Below are 16,513 nucleotides of genomic sequence, written 5' to 3'. Positions count from 1 at the left end.
TGCCTGTTTAATACGTTGCTCGTCCGCCAGAGAGATCAAAGGTAAAGCCCGTCGTAAAACTACACGCTGGAGAAATAATCCAGGCAGCCATTTCGGCAACTTCGTCGCTAGTTCCAAGTCGATTCATAGGAATCTTTGATTTGAGATAGGTCAATTGACTCTCTGAAAAACTATCGGACATTGGTGATTCTATAAGTGCAGGTGCAATTGCATTCACTGTAACTCCCGATGAGGCATATTCCTTACCTACACTCTTCACCATTGCTATCAATCCAGCCTTGGTACTTGAGTAAGCCACCAATAGTGGATTCCCCTCTTTGCCTGAAATGCTCGCCATGTGCAGGATTCGGCCATAGCCCCGCTCGGTCATTCCTTTAATTACTGCTTTCGTTAAAATCACCGCACCCCTTAAATTAATGGAATAGACCAGGTCAAAATCTTCAATGTCTAAACTTTCTATCTTTTCGCCATTTTTTCCAAGTACCCCCACGCAATTAACCACCGCTTTTAGGGGACCAAGTTCAGATTCAACTTTGTCAACACAACCTTTAATCGAACTCTCGCTCGAGAAATCGATTTCGAATATATAAAAGTTTTCGCTATTTATTTCGCTCTTAATTTTCTGTAGCCCAGCCAAGTTCTTGTCGCAAGCAGCGATGATTGCACCTTTTTTAGCAAGTGAGGTGGCAATTTGTTTTCCTATACCACTAGCGGCCCCGGTAACCAGTACGAGATGCTCTTTGAGATCGGTCATCTCCATTTATAGTCCTGCTTTCAGGTAGTCGTATAAAATAGTTCCTGGCACAAGTGCAAAATCCGCTCTCCAATAAAAAGATTCTATAGTCTCTAGTACCGGCAATAAGTGAAATGGCGCACTTTCATTAAATTTAATAGTTAATTGCGAAGGACCGCGCCAACACTCCTTGACTACTACGTCTGACAAAATTCTAGATGTAATCTGATTGATTCCTTGGGTACCATCTATGTTTCTTATTATCTTATGGTTAATATTTTCTCGAAATGGAAAATATTTTTCGAGTTCGCCTATTTGAGCAACCTCATTGCTAACTGGCATGACAGCTCTGGAGATTAGATCTTGCCCTCGGAAAACTTCTGCCACAATTTTATTATTTACAGTTTCTATTTTAGTGTTGCCCATTTTTTTGGGCTGCCCGTGAATCTCTCGTCCCTGAGTCAAACCAACTTCAGAGCTAATCAGTAGGTTGGTACTAAATCCACCGAAATGATCTACTCCTCCGGAGTTTACTTTCACACCCACCATCACATTAGTCTCTTCAACCACGCCCATGCCTTCGACATCTGGCATGAAATAATTGTGAATCATTACAAACTCGCCATTGCGAAAAACTGGTGCATCGATATGTTTCTCGATTGCTCGTGGATCTGTTCGATATACCGTACTCAAAATTGATACGTTTTTATAGCGAATAGGAAATGGGGGGTACATTGGTGCAAGCTTTGGTGTAGACCATATTCCTGCAACATTTTGATCCATTTTCTTGATTCCTAACGGTTATTTGTGCGCCAATACTTTACCTGGGTTCAAAATTCCATGTGGATCCATCGCGTCTTTTATAGTCCTCATTAGTGCAACGGCATTCTTGCCGGTCTCTTCAACTAAGGATTCAATTTTCCCCATTCCAATTCCATGCTCGCCGGTACAAGTGCCGTTCATTTCAATAATCTTTGACGCCATCGCATGAGTAATCTCCCGGATTTCGGTTAGTTCATTTGGATTTGATGGATCCGTGATAATCATGCAATGAAAATTTCCATCTGCAACGTGCCCGAAGATGCTGAATGGAAAGTCGTGGGTGCTCAATATCTCGTTACAAGCCTCAACTGCTTTAGCAAGTGCGGAAAGGGGGACTGCCATATCAGTGCTTACGATTCTTTTCCCAGGATAAATGTGCACATTTGACCAATATGCATCATGGCGAGCCTGCCAAAGTTTTCGGCGGGCACTTTCATCACTAGTCCATTCAAAGTTTGATCCGCCGAATTCAGCAACTATTTCAGCAACGCTTTGAGCATCAGACTCCACGTTTGTTGGACTGCCATGAAATTCGAATAACAGAGTTGGTTGCTCAGGCAATGTTAAGCCACTGTGTTTATTGGCATTTCTTATACTGACTGCATCGAGAAACTCGCACCGTGCAATATTTGTACCCATCTGCACAATTGCGGCGGCTGCAGCAACTCCGTCGGCTAGAGTTTCAAAGCGCACAATTGCGGCGGACATTTTCTCTGGTACTCCAAAAACTCTTAAAGTGATCTCAGTTATTACAGCCAAAGTTCCTTCAGAACCGATTAATAGACGTGTTAGGTCATACCCTGCAGACAACTTTCTAGTTGGTCTGCCAGTTTTTATTACTGTGCCATCTGCTAATACTGCGGTAAGTGCTAAAACATTTTCACGCATTGATCCGTATTTAACTGTTGTTGTACCTGCAGCTCCCGTAGAAGCCATGCCACCGATAGTTGCATCTGCTCCGGGGTCCACTGAAAAAAATAGTCCAACGTCAGCAAGTCGATTATTTAGTGCCACTCGAGCTAATCCGGCTTCAACTCGTACAGTTAGATCCTCTGGTGAAATTTCAATTATTTTATTCATCTCAGTCATGTCTAAACTGATGCCACCTTTAAGTGGCAAAACATGCCCTTCCAATGATGATCCTGCCCCAAATGCAACGACTGGAATTAAATTACGATTGCAATAAGCCAAAACTTTTGAAACCTCTTCCGTGTTATGAGGATAAATTACTGCGGAAGGCAACACAGGTGGAAAAGCAGATTCGTCCCGACTGTGTTGAACTAGAACAGATTCAGTTGTAGTGAAACGTGCACCGAATATCGCTTTCAAATCCGATATGTGCTGGGGATTGAGATCTATTCGGTTTACAGTTAACATTCTGGAAGTATAAACCCATTGAGATACAACGCAACAAATTTCTGAAAATAGATTGGACACATGGGAACACCACCTCTATCGCGTGCGATTAAATTCTTCACGCCCGCACGTGCGGTGCCTAAAACTACTTGGTGCGCGCCAACGTACTGGACTGTCCAACCTAAAACATTTCTAATCCTCATCAGTGGTCTATTTATGATGGGAATTGGCGGTTCCTTATCAGTTCAATCTAATTTAGGTAATCCGCCATGGACAGTTTTGGCGCAAGGTATTTCACTTCAAGCTGGAATATCACTTGGATGGGCATTTTTTATTGTTAGTTGCTTTGTGCTTTTGATTTGGTTTCCTCTAAAAGTCACTCCAGGTTTTGGCACCATTGCTAATACCGTCTTCTTTGCAGCCTCCCTTCAATTAGGTGTCACAATAATTTCACCACAAAATAACTTCGAACTTTCATTACTAATGGTCGTCTGCGGAATCTCAATGGTTGGTTTCGGGACTGCGCTCTATATTTCGTGTGGTCTGGGTTCTGGACCTCGAGATGGGTGGATGATTGGCTTATTGGATAGAACTGGGGTTCGAATATGGAAAATTCGATTCGTAATTGAGTGTTTCGCGCTTTTAGGTGGATACCTATTAGGTGGAAAAGTTGGATTGGGAACAGTTTTAGTAATGCTATTTGTCGGCCAGGCGATTGCAATTTCCTTTACGCTGCTTGACAAGCTTTCAACGAGTTTAAATAGAAACCCTATTGAATAGGAGTTTGAAACACCGCACCTGGGAGGACTGCCCCTGATTCGCGAACCTCTTTTAGGGTTCGGTTTCCAGTCAGTGCCATGGTATTTACAAAATCGCGACGCAAAATCTCGATGACTTTCTCAACGCCTCGTTCGCCATCGGCCATTACTCCATAAAGATAGGCGCGCCCCACAAAAACTGCTTTTGCTCCAAGTGCAATCGCGGCATAGGCATCCTGGCCCGACATGATGCTGCCATCTATAAATACATCCACTTTCTTTCCTACGGCTTTAATAACCTCGGGCAGAATTTCCAAAGGTACTGGGCCACGATCTAACTGACGACCGCCGTGATTTGAAAGGACAATTCCATCGACACCTAGTTTGGTCAGCTCAAGCGCATCAGCAACACTCTGCACACCTTTGACAATTATTGGTCCCTCCCATTCTTTGCGAAGCCATTCAACATCAGAAAAAGTAATGTTTGGTGAAAAGATAGTTGCGGCCAACTCAACTAAAGACTTGTCCCATCCTCTGAAGGCAGCAAACTCCAATTTCTTGGTTGTAAAGAGATTGAGCCACCAAATGGGTTTGCGCGCAATAGAAAATACAGTTGTAAGCCTAATTCTCGGTGGAATTGTTAATCCATTACGAAGATCACGAAGCCGGAGGCCGCTCACTGGGGTGTCCACCGTTAAAACCAATGCCTGGAAACCATTTTCGCGTGCTTGTTTAATAACCGCCAAACTATCTTCGCGATTTTGCATTACATAAAGCTGGAACCACCGATGAACTTGCGGCACCGCAGCAGCTAACTCTGCCGGCGATGTAGTGCCCATGGTTGAAAGTGTATAAATTAAATTATTATTTGCTGCAGCAGCTGCTACAGCTGGTTCGCCAACATGGTGCATTAAACGGGTGTATCCAGTTGGAGCAAAGATAATTGGTAAGTCCACTTTCTTACCAAATATTGCTTCTGAAGAATCAACTGTCGTAACATCTCGCATAATCTTGCAATTAAATTCCACTCTTGAATATGCCGCGGCTGAACGTGCATAGCCGATCTCATCTAAAGCAGAACCCTCAACATAATCAAAAACGACTTTTGGCACTCGCTTTTTTGCAGCAGTCGCCATATCTGCCACAGTTTGAGCTTTGTTAGTCGCTCTTTTTCTGGGTGATATCGCAAGCATCTTCCAGTCAATTAGTGAATAGAAATACATAAAATCAGGGAAATTTCGTTTGCTCTTAATCATTAAATTTGGCTTTCCCTTCATTCTTTAGCGGTCTGGCCTCCTACTAACTGCACAAAACCCTATGGGAAGGCTTATACATAACTAATTTGACGTACATTCAGAGCGGAGATGTGGAGATTTGAACTCCTGAAGGCGATTAAATCTTACCTCGTTAGCAGTGAGGACTGCATGGCTGTCTTATCTCTCATCTACGCTTATTCAACCAGTTTACAGTGCAATTAATTGGTTCAAATACCTGCAACTAAAGCTAATTCTTGGGCAAAATATGGGCAATTTTAACTCACTCTTCGCTTGCTCTAACTAGTTCCATTAAATCTTTTAGCTTCTTTACAGGATATGGGCTTTGGACCCAAGCTTCTGAATATCCATCAAGTTTTCCTGTGATTAAAGTGTTGTCTAATTCCGCACCACTGTCTTTTAGTGCTTTGAGGATCGACCGCTTCCATGCATACAGCACAGGATGGGCAACCCGTGCCCGTTGAGCAGTTCGCAACAACAGCGCTCCATGTATGGCTCTTTTAGCATTTCCATTTAAAGCTTTTCCCACTATTTGCTGAGACCTTTGTAGGGCTTCCGTTTACCATTTGAGATGCAAGGTCTGGATTAGAAGTTGCCAAATCATTGAACCCAATCACTATCACTCTATTCGCACAAACAGGACAACCCTTACCTTGAATTCTGTTGTTGCCTGTAGCCTTATTTTGGCAGGTACTAGCTCAGAACTCCTGTGCCAAATTTCAGAATTCTTGCTTCGTCTCCATCGGCTCTTTCAAATTCATCCACCGACTTGCCGCCTGCCATTACAACTACTCGATTTGCTAATGACAAAAGTTCGTCTAGATCGGAGGCAACGACAATTACGCTAGTTCCAGATGCTTGAACTCTTCGGATGACCTCATAAATTTCGTGTCGAGCGCCCACATCAACACCTTTAGTCGGTTCATCCAATAACAAAATCTTTGGCTTACTGATGAGCGCTCGTGCGAGTAATACTTTTTGCTGGTTGCCACCACTTAAGTGAGATGGTTCTGCCGCGTAACTATTAGTTTTTACAGTTAACGACTTCATCGCAGCAACTGCAATCTCTGACTCTTTGCCCTCGTTTAGTAACCCAAATTTCGAAAACAAGTTTAAGGAACCAGCAGTGGTGTTCTTGATTAAGTTTAAATTAAAAAGCAAACCCTCTCTTTTGCGATCTTCGGTTAAATAAACTATTCCCTTATCACGCATCTTCTGTGGGTTAGCTCCTACCATAACTTCACCATTCAGGGTAATTTTTCCAGAGGCTAAGGGTGTTCGTCCTGAAATTAAATCTAGTACTTCGGTTCTTCCTGAGCCCACTAACCCTCCAAGGCCAAGAATTTCACCTTCTCTAACTGTTAAATTCACATCATCTAACGAGACGCTTTGTGGACCTCTTCGAGGAACGTGAATATTTTCCAACGTCAAAATATTTTTCCCAGATATGACTTTGTAACTCTCGGTGTTGTCTTTGTTTAGACTTTTACCAATCATAGAGCTAATTATTTTTTCGGTACTGAAGTCGCTTTTTGCAAGCTCTAAGGCGACTTGACCATCACGTAGTACTGTGGCTCGATCACACAAACTAAGTACTTCAGGAATTCTGTGTGTAATGTAGATCATTGTCACATTCTTGGCACGCAAACCCACCATTGTTTTTGCAAGTGTTTGTGCATCTTCTTTGGATAGCGAAGTAGTGGGTTCATCAAGAAGTAAAATTGCCGGGTTTGAAGCAAGTGCGCGAGCAATCATTGTCGTCTGGCGTTGCGCAGTACTCAAACTTGAAGCCACATCAGCTACAGGTAAATTGAGTTCAAACTTCTCAACTAATTCCTGAGCGAGCTTTAAAATATGCTTAAGTGAAAAAACGCCGTTATTTGTAGGCAGGTTTCCCGCAAAAATATTTTCGGCAACGGTTAAGGTGTCAACTATTTCAATCTCTTGAGGTACATATCCAATGCCCTTTTGACGAGCATCTGAAACGCTGTGTAGTTGAATTTCAGCGCCATTTAAGATCAAGGTACCGGATGCGCTACTTGTTTCATATAGACCGGTAAGTAGCTTTATCAAGGTGCTCTTGCCTGCACCGTTTTGCCCTAATACAGCGTGAATTTCGCCTTCAAAGAAATTGAAGTTGACCCTGCGCAAGGCATCGACATTGCCGAAACTCTTACTTAGATCTATAACCTTCAAAACACTTTTTAGGGCCATCATCGACTGCTTTCTGGTTTTGAGATTACTGCGGCACGCCCACAAAGAGGCGCACCGCAGTAATGCATCAGATTTACTTACTGTCCAGCTGCATCCACAATCTTGTAGTACGCGGCAAGGTTGGCTTTTGTAACAATTGTTGAGGGCAAGATATTTGAATACTTAATCTTTTGTCCCTTGAACAATTTTGCATAGAGCTGAACCATCATCGCTGTTTCTTCATACAACGGTTGTGCTACAACGCCATAAACTTTTCCATCCCGGATTAAGTCTAGGTTTTGGCGAATGTAATCCATACCGATGATTGTCACCTTACGGTTAGCTTGTGCTGCTGCTTGTGACCAGGTTTGAGCTCCGTTACCGGTTGTTGAATAAGCAGCCACGATGTCTTTGTCAGATGAAAGGATTCCAACTGCAATTGCTACAGCCTTTGTTGGATCAAACCCCTCGATTCCAATTTCAGTTGTCTTCATTGCAGGGCATGCCTTAGCAAGCTGTGCTTTGAAAGCTGCTGCCTTGGTGTTTTCTTCATCATTTAGGCTTCCCTCAGTGATTGCAACAGTTCCAACATTGCCGTGAATCTTACAAATTGCATCTGCTGGACCAGATCCTGCATTAGGAACTAGCTGAGCAACGGATGCGACATAAGAAGTTGTTCCTGCCTTCGGAATGGCGTGCCATCCAATGATTGGGTAGCCCTTCTTTGCTAGCTTCTCTGCGTACTTGAACAGAACTGGGCTTACTGGATAAACAGCAACTCCGCCCCATTTTCTGGTTGCAAGCTCTGCATCTACGAGAGGCAATGTGCCAACATCATCCCAGTTGGATGCACTTGCATTTCCGACAACCTTGCAATAGAAGCCCTTCTTCTTACATTCAGCAAGGAGTCCTGCCTGCATAAGTCTGTGAACTGGGTGATCCTTCATTGGCTGAACAAACAAAATGCTCTTTGGACGGCCCTTATAACTAACTGCTGCATTTGCACTTGTTCCAACAAAAATTGCAGGAACAGCTAGTGCGAATGCCGCAACTGTTGCGATTATAAATTTCTTTTTCATTTTAACCTTTTCAACCTTTCATTAAGTAGATACTTGTTTATTTCCCTTAGACTCGAATAAAAACTACTTACTTTCCCCTTTCTCGAGAGGAAAGACTGGGATTTCGACCTTTTCTGAATTGCGCATGCGGTTTCTGTAACCTCTACGGAAAACATCTAAGAAGACTGCTAAAACTAAAATTGATCCAACGGCGATTAATTGGAAATTTGGGCTTAAACCACTTGTAACTAGCCCACTTTGGACACACTGAATGAGAAGAACACCCATAATCGCACCTGCGATTGTTCCTACTCCTCCGAACAAACTCACGCCACCCACAACAGTTCCTGCGATCACTGTGAGTTCCCAGCCACCTCCGATACTTGGAGCGCCGGCAGATAAAGTTGCCATCACAAGAATTCCTGAAAGTGCTGAAAGTGTTCCAGCTAAAATAAAGCAGTTCATTTGATACTTCTGCACATTGATACCAACTATTTTTGCTACTTCTGGGTTTCCACCAATTACGTAAAGATTTCGCCCAATTGAAGTTTTGCGAATTACAAAATCGCCAACAATCGAAACTGCAACCCAAATTAGTGCATTCCAACCAAGAGTGAAAAAGAATGAGCTTTCGCCAATGGTTGTCATCACTTCCGGGAGTGGATACACCGGATAACCTTTTGAAACTACTTGGATGAGGCCTTGTGCTACAAACATCATTCCGAGGGTTTGAATAAAGGCCGGAACTCCGGCACGTGTCACCATGAATCCATTAACAGCACCGATTGCTGCACCGAGTGCAAGGCCACCTAGAATTCCGGCCCATACTGGCCAACCCATACTTGTCATTAATTTGCCCGAAGACACAGCAACTAATCCAGCCACCGCACCTACGGATAAATCAAAAACTCCACTGATCAAAAGAAAGGCTTGACCGACAGCAATGATTGAAACGAAAGTGACGGCTTGAACAATTGATCCCATAACCTCTGATGAAAGAAAAACACTATTAAAGGATTGGAAAATAGCTGCACATGAAATCAGGGCGACAATCACGCCTAATTCAGGAACTGCTAACAACCGATAAAAGAATCCTTCGGAGTTTTTGGACTGGCCTTTTTTAATTCGTAAATTGTACACGGTTTACAATTTAGACTAAGCAAGGTAAATAGCAAGGGGTTTCTTGCAGTATTTTAATATTATAAATTTTTGTTATAGAAAAGCATCAAAGTAGAGCGTAAAACTAAAAGTGACCGGTCTTTCAGATGAAAAAATAGGGGTGTCACTCACCCGATCGGTTTCATCTAATTTATCGGTTGGACCCGATGATGGTTCGATCGCCAACCATCGACCTTTCTATCCTGTAAAGGGCCATGCCTTTAAATTAAATTCCAACAAATGGTATTTCTTGAGGGTCAAATGAAAATTGCACCGCGCACTTTTGGTGCGGATTCAACAGGGTAATTTCACCATCATTGGGTGAAGCCAGAACAACCTTGTCGGTTAATGGTTCAGCCAAAGTTATCTGGCTCATGTCATAGCTTCTCCCCGACTCTCCCACCGTGTTCGGCCAGGTGTATGTGTCTAAATGACCTGAGTAACTATCAACTCCATCGCTTCCTATTCGACCGCCAAAACTAAACTCCTTGGTTATTGGCGGATTACCGCTTAATAGAATCTGCATTCCTTCGACAGCGTGAAAAAGTGGATGATCAGACCAAAAACCTTTAAAACTTTCTTGGCCCGTATTCTCGATGACGTATGAAAATACTAGGGAACAATTCTTCAATGTAATCTCTCGATGAAATTTGTACGAGAAAACTTTGCCTGTGGTAGTAGTGACAATTGAATTATCAGATTTCTGGCATGACCAGGCTTGAGACCATAACTCTCCATAATCCGGATAAGTTATATTGGGATCCCCTGGATAAGTATTAATCCCGATGTTTGGGAAGCACTTATTAAACCCCGTGATGTCATGTTCGTCGTAATTATCATTTGGTTGCCTCGCCCTTATGGGGCACGTTGGGTAATCCCATAGCCATTCATAATTGGCTTGCTTGTCTCTGATTTGCACAATTTTTGCACCCAACTCTGGAATAACAGATACTTTTAAAGAATCATTTTTAAGTACTTCTGTTTTCCAGCCTTGAATATATTCGACCATGCATACATTAATGGCGTAGTCTGTTAGTTCTTAGAAGTAGTTCAACAGGAAAGAGAGACCTGATGTGAATTCGGAGAATTATTGGGAAGGTCAATTCTGTATTGTCACTGGGGCTGGTTCAGGCATTGGGCTCGCAACTGCACAATTACTCAGTGATAACGGAGCAACGATTCTAGGTTTAGAAAGAAGTGAAAATGTCGGATCACATGCAAAGGTTTTTTCGGAAAACAAAAACCTCTACCGAAAGTGTGATTTAGAAGTTCCAGAAGATATTGAAAAAGTCTTCGCCGAGTTTAAGAATTCAAAATTAGCCGCTTTGTTTAATGTGGCTGGGTTGCCCACCAATGGGGTAGGTATCGAGGAAACCAGCGTTAGCGACTGGGACAGAATTATTAATGTTAATTTGCGTGCAGTTTTCCTAACCTCCAAACATTCTCTACCTTTGTTTAGAAATAATAGCGGCGGGTGCATTGTGAATGTCTCATCTGTTCATGCTTATTCAACGATGAAGAATCATGCTGCCTATGCCGCATCAAAAGGTGGAATGAATTCTCTGACTTCAGAGTTAGCTATTGAATTGAATCCACAATCCATACGGGTGGTTGGTGTGGCACCTGGATCCATCAGAACACCAATGACAACTACTGATTTGGTGCGAGATGCAGAATTATTGAACAGTTTAGGTTTCCCAACTGATGGAAAATCTATCGGTCACGTGGGAGAGCCGGAAGAGATCGCAAGAATTTTGACTTGGTGCGCGTCTCCTGAAGCATCTTTCATAACTGGCACAACAATTCAAGCAGATGGTGGCTTACTTTCACGACTTGGTTACGAGAAAGGGAATTAAGAGCTTGATAAAAAGTATTAAAGGTTTAGAAGTTGCCGCAAAAATTCAAGCAACTTTAGGTGAAGGTCCTGCCTAGAGCTGTTTTACCAACTACTACCGATAAATTAGCGATTGCCTTAGATGACGGCTTATATCTTGTCGATCTAGATGGAAAGAATTTAGAAAAAAGTTCTCTATTGAGCCTGGAATTCTTGGAAACCGTATGAATGATGCAAAATGCGATCCCAACGGAGTGCTTTTTGCCGGAACTATGGGTGATGGAAATTCACCTACTGGTTCGCTGTATCGAATTGATTCCCATGGATTTACGAGGGTTTGTAATGATGTCACAGTTTCAAATGGACTAGCTTGGAATCCTGATGGATCCAAAATGTACTACATTGACTCTGGGAAAAAATCAGTTCAAGTTTCAGATTTTGATGCATCTAGTTCTTCAATTATTGGTTTTAAAAACTTTATTGAATTTCCAGGCTCATTCGGTATTCCAGATGGCATGTGCGCCGATCGAGAAGGTGGAGTTTGGATCGCATTCTTTGGTGGACAGCATGTGCGAAGATTTTCAGAAGCAGGCATTCAAACCCATGAAATTCAACTTCTTGTACCTCAAATTACTAGCTGTTGCTTTGTTGGTGAAGACACCACAACCCTTTACATCACTACAGCATCAATTGATCTTGGAGATGGGCGAAAAATAGGAAGCGAAGACGGAAATCTTTTTGTGTTGATGTAGGAATCCCAGGTGCGGGAACCGTTCCTTTTGCTCTTTTAAAACTAATCTGCGGAGACGAGGAGATTTGAACTCCTGAAGGCGATTAAACCTTACCTCGTTAGCAGTGAGGCGCACTCGACCGGGCTATGCGACGTCTCCGAGTTGCAAGCGAAAGTTTAGCGGTTAATCCAAATTAATAATGACGTCAGCCTTGGCTCGAGTGGTCTCTATTAACTCGGCATTCCGCGCATCCGTGCCGTTTGCCCAAGCATGTGCATCCGATGGTGATTTGCCGAACTTGATGTGCCTTGACACAAGCCGCGACATTCGTTTGTCGTGGTCGGTCTCTATGAACCAAGACTCCGTAAGCATCTCAGCGACCTGAGACCAACCATCGCTCCTCAAAAGTAGATAGTTTCCTTCGGTTATAACAAGTGACGTGTGGGGGTGGACAACCCCATCTGCAGCAATGGCTTCTTCAATTTCTCGGTGGTATCTTGGAAAGTAAATATCCTCATTAAATGTGGTCTTAATCCGATGCATTAAATTTGAATAGCCGCTGGAGTCAAATGTATCTGGAGCTCCCTTTCTCTCTGCACGTCCAAGAAAGGCCAATTGAGAATTACTTAAGTGATATCCATCCATCGGAACTAAGGCCGTAGTCTCTTTTGGTAATTTTTTTAACAGGTGGTTTGAGAGCGTTGATTTGCCGCAGCCAGGCTTTCCCACTAATCCAATGATCACACGAGGTTCTGTACTTTGAGTTAATGAGATTGCCCGTTCGACTGCGGCTTCAAGTGAGCAAATTTGAATTGTCATCTCTTGCCTCTCTTATTGTCGCCACGCTATCACTTCTTAAACCTTGAGTGATGGATTAATTGCCTCTGCTACGGATCTTAATTGGTAGGGTCAGCAGATGATCCCACAGAGAAAACTCGGCCCTTATCATGTCTCGGCAATCGGTCTGGGCTGTATGCATTTATCGATTCCAAATAAACGAAATCCAAATCTTATCAACGAACCAGATCAAGCAATCGCAGTCATCCACGCCGCCCTTGACGCAGGAATTACCCTTCTTGATACGGCCGATATTTATGCGCCGAGTTGGAACAGTATGGGTCACAATGAAATTCTCGTGGGAAAAGCTTTTCGAAGTTGGAGTGGTACGCCAGAGCAAAAATCGAAAATAGTCCTTGCGACAAAGGCGGGAATTACACGCGAGGAAAATGGAACCATGTTCGGACTTTCTGGCCGAAACTCCTCAAAACATTATCTCTACCGTGCTGTTGAAGCTTCGGCTTCTAAAATGGGTCTATCAAAGATTCCCTTGTGGCAACACCACCGCTCCGATCCTTCAATTTCTTATGAGGAGCAAATCGAAAATGTTCTGAATTTGAAGGAGCACGGTTATGTTGAGGCTATCGGAGTCAGCAATGTCAACGCCGAAATGCTTCGCCGTGCTATTGAAATTGGGGGAACACCAGAGCAAGGCGGAATCGTCTCAGTACAAAATGAGTTCAGCCCACGTTATCGACTCTGGGCCGATGTTATTGATATCTGTACTCAATACGGAATTGCATACTTGCCCTGGGCGCCTCTTGGAGGCACGAATAGTTTTTCAAAGATTGCTACCGGAGAAATGGGTGTATTTAACACAATCGCCGAACAAAGAGGAGTCTCGCCTTATGCAATTACTATCGCTTGGCATTTAGCTCAATTCCCAACGTCAATTCCAATTCCTGGCGCTTCAACATCGGCATCAATTCTGGATTCATTAGTTGGAACCACAATTGCGTTGACTGCCGATGAAATTGCCGAACTTAACCAAAGCTGTCCGCCTGATGGTCCCCTTGAAGGTGAGTTACTGGATTTACCTAAGTTTCGAGCCTGAAAAAACTAGCGTTCTGCACAAGCACTTGACCTTCTTGTAGGCTAAAGCTATGGAAGATAAAACTGCAGAAAACCGTCGTGTTTACGATGTGCCACCCTCTGATGTGTACGCCGATTTTATGACTACAGGTTGGGCGCCATCGCCTCTACATGGAATTACCCAAGATGCGGTTATTCCCTTCTGTTTTGCGCGTCGGATCAAACTTTCTGAGGCTTTTGTAGGGTTACGAATTATTATTCCAAGCGGAAACTCTAAAGTGCGCAGTAATGACACTGATTACCGTTTCCGTCCTCATAGTGCCTTCGTTTATTACACAGGTGTTCAGGGCGAAGAAGTTACATCAGATGCTGTTTTAGTGATGGAGCCAATTGGCGATGCTCATGATTCGATTTTGTATATTCAACCTCGATCAACGCGAGATACCAGTGCGTTTTACAATGATCGCAAATTCGGTGAATTATGGGTAGGACGACGCTACACAACTGATGAAGCATCAGCGCGTTTTGGGATTGAGGTTCGCAAAGTTGATGAGCTTAAAACACTTTTAAAAGATGGCACTCCCGCAGTTGCTTTAAGTGGCATTGATTATCTTGTCGATTCAGTAATTAAGAAAAATCCACGCGGAAGCGAGCTTGAGAATTTTGTATCTGTCGCGCGATTAATTAAAGATGAATATGAGATAAATGAACTACAGAAATCTGTTGATGTGACACATCGTGGATTCAGCGATGTTATTCGAGCGCTACCAGCTGCAGTTGTCACACCTCGCGGCGAGCGCGTGGTAGAAGCTGCCTTTTATGGTCGGGCGCGGATTGAGGGAAATGAGCTTGGTTACGACACTATCTCGGCGGCGGGTTCGCATGCATGTGTATTACATTGGACGCGAAACGATGGTGATGTTAAAACCGGTGATCTGTTATTACTAGATGCGGGTGTCGAGTTAGATTCGTATTACACCGCAGATATCACACGAACCATGCCGATTAATGGAAAGTTTTCTCCTGCTCAACGCTCTTTATATATGTTGGTGTATGAAGCGCAGAAAGCAGGCTTCGCCGCAATCCGAGCAGGAGTTGATTTCCTGGAAATCAATAAAGCGTGCCACACGGTGTTAGCTCAAGGTCTAGTTGATTTGGGGATTTTAACGATCAGCGCTGAAGAATCTATGCGTCCAGAGGTAGGACTTCATAGGCGCTGGACTCTGCACGGTGTGAGCCACATGTTGGGCTTAGATGTCCACGACTGCGCACAAGCTCGTAAAGAGCAATACACCGAAGCTAAGTTGGAAGCGGGAATGGTTTTAACGGTTGAGCCGGGCCTTTATATCCAACCAGATGACGAACTCTTTCCCCCAGAGTACCGAGGGATCGGGATTCGGATCGAGGATGATGTTCTTGTTACTGAGACTGGTTATCTCAATTTGAGCGAGAACATACCTCGCCATCCAGATGCGATCGAGGCCTGGATGGCTTCCCTCCTTAAGTAACGAGCAATAAAACCCGCTAACTATTAGTGAATTTTACATACTTACTTGCAATGGCTAGTACACCCCATTTACTGCCCTCTTTATCCGTGAACACCCACATCGGAAGAATTAGTGTTTGTCCTTGGTTATAAAAAACTCCAAGTTCTAACGTTGCTGAAGAGGCAATTTTAGTTTCAATCATTGCCTCAACCATTGGTTTGCCTTCAATGCTAGAACCAGTCAACCCTCCAGTACGTGGCAAAGCAGGTTCGCTATATGCCACCACTTCGTTACCTGAAATATAGATCGGCCCAAGGTTGCTCCATCGCGCATCCAGAGTTCGCTCTGCTGCATCTTTTGCCGAAACTATTTCGTATCCAGAGATTTTTTCTGTTGGAGCAGCAAACCCATTTATTCCATAAATACCTTTGGAAGAAAGATTGAATCCCAATCTCTGCATTGAAATCTTCGAACCTTCGATTACTAAATTAATATAAACATTTAGGCTTTTGTCCTGTTCTTCAATGACCGCCCCATCAATATTGATGTCAATTCCAAGTAGTTCTACAACACGCTTTAGCTCTTGAATTGCAAACTCGCGCGAGGGAAGCGTAAATTCTTTTGAATCACATACCTTGATGTCTGGTGTGCCCTCTGATCCTGTAGACGAACCTGCCGAATTCACGCAGTCCCAGGGAGATTTACTAGGGTTATAACCGTAGAAATTAATAAGTGATTCAGCATCTACTGTTGCATTAGGGGAAGATCCATCCTGTGAACCAATAAACAGTGATTGCTCCTGCTCAGATACTGGCCCAGTCGCCCCAATTATTTCTGCTACCGCCTTAACTAGTACTTCTCGCTTGACGGAGCTGTTTGCAAAAATATAACCATTAGCGGTGCCGGCATCGCCTTTTAGTTGGGGATCGGTTTGGAGTAAAATCCGACCGAAGCCAAAGTACATGGAGTCCACTTTTGAACTAGCGATACCTGCATCCTGTCGTGTGGGGGCGCCTTCATCTGCGCTCATGACGGTAAAGTTTTGATTCTCGCTTGCTCGGCCAATCCCAATACCTATAGTTCCACTAACTGCAAATAAAGTAATCGCAGCTACATACTTCAGAATTGAGGGTGAAGAATTTCTTTTAATCTTAATTGCCGCCTTGATGCGGGCTTTACTTAATTGATCAAGTTCGCGGGAAGGGTCAGCCTTTTGTAACCTCTCAAAATTATCGCTCAT

The 16,513-nt window shown here is 43.5% G+C and carries 16 protein-coding genes and 1 tRNA gene; 5 read left to right on the top strand and 12 right to left on the bottom strand.

Features of this window, described 5'->3' with window-relative positions; translation table 11 throughout:
- Window positions 1-7 precede the first annotated feature (7 nt).
- From Q8K48_07595 to Q8K48_07585, 3 genes are read right to left on the bottom strand one after another with little or no spacing between them, the layout of a single operon-like run.
- Window positions 8-754, bottom strand: a complete 747-nt coding sequence (locus tag Q8K48_07595; GenBank protein ID MDP1852259.1) for an SDR family NAD(P)-dependent oxidoreductase — start codon at window positions 752-754, stop codon at window positions 8-10.
- Window positions 755-760: 6 nt separating this feature from the next.
- Window positions 761-1,516 carry an acetoacetate decarboxylase family protein gene (locus Q8K48_07590; GenBank protein MDP1852258.1) on the bottom strand — a complete coding sequence of 252 codons (756 nt, stop codon included), beginning with the start codon at window positions 1,514-1,516 and terminating at the stop codon, window positions 761-763.
- Between the two features lie 18 nt (window positions 1,517-1,534).
- Window positions 1,535-2,932 carry an FAD-linked oxidase C-terminal domain-containing protein gene (locus tag Q8K48_07585; GenBank protein MDP1852257.1) on the bottom strand — a complete coding sequence of 466 codons (1,398 nt, stop codon included), beginning with the start codon at window positions 2,930-2,932 and terminating at the stop codon, window positions 1,535-1,537.
- 60 nt (window positions 2,933-2,992) lie between these two features.
- On the opposite strand from Q8K48_07585, the gene Q8K48_07580 reads away from it, so the two are divergent.
- Entirely contained in the window at window positions 2,993-3,691 is a 699-nt protein-coding gene (locus Q8K48_07580) for a hypothetical protein (protein MDP1852256.1), read from the top strand.
- On the opposite strand, the gene Q8K48_07575 is transcribed toward Q8K48_07580, so the two are convergent.
- From Q8K48_07575 to Q8K48_07550, 6 genes are all read right to left on the bottom strand, one after another.
- Window positions 3,681-4,925 carry an alpha-hydroxy acid oxidase gene (locus tag Q8K48_07575; protein MDP1852255.1) on the bottom strand — a complete coding sequence of 415 codons (1,245 nt, stop codon included), beginning with the start codon at window positions 4,923-4,925 and terminating at the stop codon, window positions 3,681-3,683. The two genes, Q8K48_07580 and Q8K48_07575, sit on opposite strands and share 11 nt — an antisense overlap.
- Before the next feature lie 280 nt (window positions 4,926-5,205).
- The gene (locus Q8K48_07570; GenBank protein MDP1852254.1) at window positions 5,206-5,472 is read right to left on the bottom strand and encodes a hypothetical protein; all 267 of its coding nucleotides are present in this window, start codon (window positions 5,470-5,472) and stop codon (window positions 5,206-5,208) included.
- A gap of 164 nt (window positions 5,473-5,636) precedes the next feature.
- Window positions 5,637-7,157: a sugar ABC transporter ATP-binding protein gene (locus Q8K48_07565; protein ID MDP1852253.1), complete on the bottom strand. Its 1,521-nt coding sequence runs from the start codon at window positions 7,155-7,157 to the stop codon at window positions 5,637-5,639.
- Window positions 7,158-7,234: 77 nt separating this feature from the next.
- Window positions 7,235-8,215, bottom strand: coding sequence for a sugar ABC transporter substrate-binding protein (locus Q8K48_07560; GenBank protein ID MDP1852252.1), 981 nt, complete (start codon window positions 8,213-8,215; stop codon window positions 7,235-7,237).
- A gap of 63 nt (window positions 8,216-8,278) precedes the next feature.
- Complete coding sequence (locus Q8K48_07555) at window positions 8,279-9,274, bottom strand: ABC transporter permease (protein MDP1852251.1); 996 nt, start codon at window positions 9,272-9,274, stop codon at window positions 8,279-8,281.
- A 304-nt stretch (window positions 9,275-9,578) separates the two neighbouring features.
- Entirely contained in the window at window positions 9,579-10,361 is a 783-nt protein-coding gene (locus tag Q8K48_07550) for a hypothetical protein (protein MDP1852250.1), read from the bottom strand.
- A gap of 64 nt (window positions 10,362-10,425) precedes the next feature.
- Here Q8K48_07550 and Q8K48_07545 point away from each other — a divergent pair, with 64 nt between their 5' ends.
- Both Q8K48_07545 and Q8K48_07540 read left to right on the top strand, forming a co-directional pair.
- On the top strand, window positions 10,426-11,208 hold the full coding sequence (locus tag Q8K48_07545; protein ID MDP1852249.1) for an SDR family oxidoreductase: 783 nt from the start codon (window positions 10,426-10,428) through the stop codon (window positions 11,206-11,208).
- Between the two features lie 187 nt (window positions 11,209-11,395).
- The gene (locus Q8K48_07540) at window positions 11,396-11,938 is read left to right on the top strand and encodes an SMP-30/gluconolactonase/LRE family protein (protein MDP1852248.1); all 543 of its coding nucleotides are present in this window, start codon (window positions 11,396-11,398) and stop codon (window positions 11,936-11,938) included.
- 49 nt (window positions 11,939-11,987) lie between these two features.
- Here the strand turns inward: Q8K48_07540 and Q8K48_07535 are convergent.
- Window positions 11,988-12,076: transfer RNA gene (locus tag Q8K48_07535), tRNA-Ser, on the bottom strand.
- 24 nt (window positions 12,077-12,100) lie between these two features.
- Window positions 12,101-12,736: a nucleoside/nucleotide kinase family protein gene (locus Q8K48_07530; GenBank protein MDP1852247.1), complete on the bottom strand. Its 636-nt coding sequence runs from the start codon at window positions 12,734-12,736 to the stop codon at window positions 12,101-12,103.
- Window positions 12,737-12,833: 97 nt separating this feature from the next.
- On the opposite strand from Q8K48_07530, the gene Q8K48_07525 reads away from it, so the two are divergent.
- Window positions 12,834-13,808, top strand: a complete 975-nt coding sequence (locus Q8K48_07525; protein ID MDP1852246.1) for an aldo/keto reductase — start codon at window positions 12,834-12,836, stop codon at window positions 13,806-13,808.
- 49 nt (window positions 13,809-13,857) lie between these two features.
- A complete protein-coding gene (locus Q8K48_07520; GenBank protein MDP1852245.1) occupies window positions 13,858-15,294 on the top strand; it encodes an aminopeptidase P family protein in 1,437 nt (478 codons plus the stop codon).
- Window positions 15,295-15,310: 16 nt separating this feature from the next.
- On the opposite strand, the gene Q8K48_07515 is transcribed toward Q8K48_07520, so the two are convergent.
- Window positions 15,311-16,513: a hypothetical protein gene (locus tag Q8K48_07515; GenBank protein ID MDP1852244.1), complete on the bottom strand. Its 1,203-nt coding sequence runs from the start codon at window positions 16,511-16,513 to the stop codon at window positions 15,311-15,313.

The organism is Candidatus Planktophila sp., from assembly GCA_030681675.1.
Lineage (GTDB): Bacteria > Actinomycetota > Actinomycetes > Nanopelagicales > Nanopelagicaceae > Planktophila.
This window is presented reverse-complemented; position numbering and strand designations above follow the sequence as displayed.

What these genes read in the sequence shown, in the direction of transcription:
- Q8K48_07595 (MDP1852259.1), bottom strand. Translation starts at nt 754, where the DNA reads ATGACCGATCTCAAAGAGCATCTCGTACTGGTTACCGGGGCCGCTAGT.
- Q8K48_07590 (MDP1852258.1), bottom strand. Translation starts at nt 1,516, where the DNA reads ATGGATCAAAATGTTGCAGGAATATGGTCTACACCAAAGCTTGCACCA.
- Q8K48_07585 (MDP1852257.1), bottom strand. Translation starts at nt 2,932, where the DNA reads ATGTTAACTGTAAACCGAATAGATCTCAATCCCCAGCACATATCGGAT.
- Q8K48_07580 (MDP1852256.1), top strand. Translation starts at nt 2,993, where the DNA reads ATGGGAACACCACCTCTATCGCGTGCGATTAAATTCTTCACGCCCGCA.
- Q8K48_07575 (MDP1852255.1), bottom strand. Translation starts at nt 4,925, where the DNA reads ATGATTAAGAGCAAACGAAATTTCCCTGATTTTATGTATTTCTATTCA.
- Q8K48_07565 (MDP1852253.1), bottom strand. Translation starts at nt 7,157, where the DNA reads ATGGCCCTAAAAAGTGTTTTGAAGGTTATAGATCTAAGTAAGAGTTTC.
- Q8K48_07560 (MDP1852252.1), bottom strand. Translation starts at nt 8,215, where the DNA reads ATGAAAAAGAAATTTATAATCGCAACAGTTGCGGCATTCGCACTAGCT.
- Q8K48_07550 (MDP1852250.1), bottom strand. Translation starts at nt 10,361, where the DNA reads ATGGTCGAATATATTCAAGGCTGGAAAACAGAAGTACTTAAAAATGAT.
- Q8K48_07530 (MDP1852247.1), bottom strand. Translation starts at nt 12,736, where the DNA reads ATGACAATTCAAATTTGCTCACTTGAAGCCGCAGTCGAACGGGCAATC.
- Q8K48_07525 (MDP1852246.1), top strand. Translation starts at nt 12,834, where the DNA reads ATGATCCCACAGAGAAAACTCGGCCCTTATCATGTCTCGGCAATCGGT.
- Q8K48_07520 (MDP1852245.1), top strand. Translation starts at nt 13,858, where the DNA reads ATGGAAGATAAAACTGCAGAAAACCGTCGTGTTTACGATGTGCCACCC.
- Q8K48_07515 (MDP1852244.1), bottom strand. Translation starts at nt 16,513, where the DNA reads ATGAGCGATAATTTTGAGAGGTTACAAAAGGCTGACCCTTCCCGCGAA.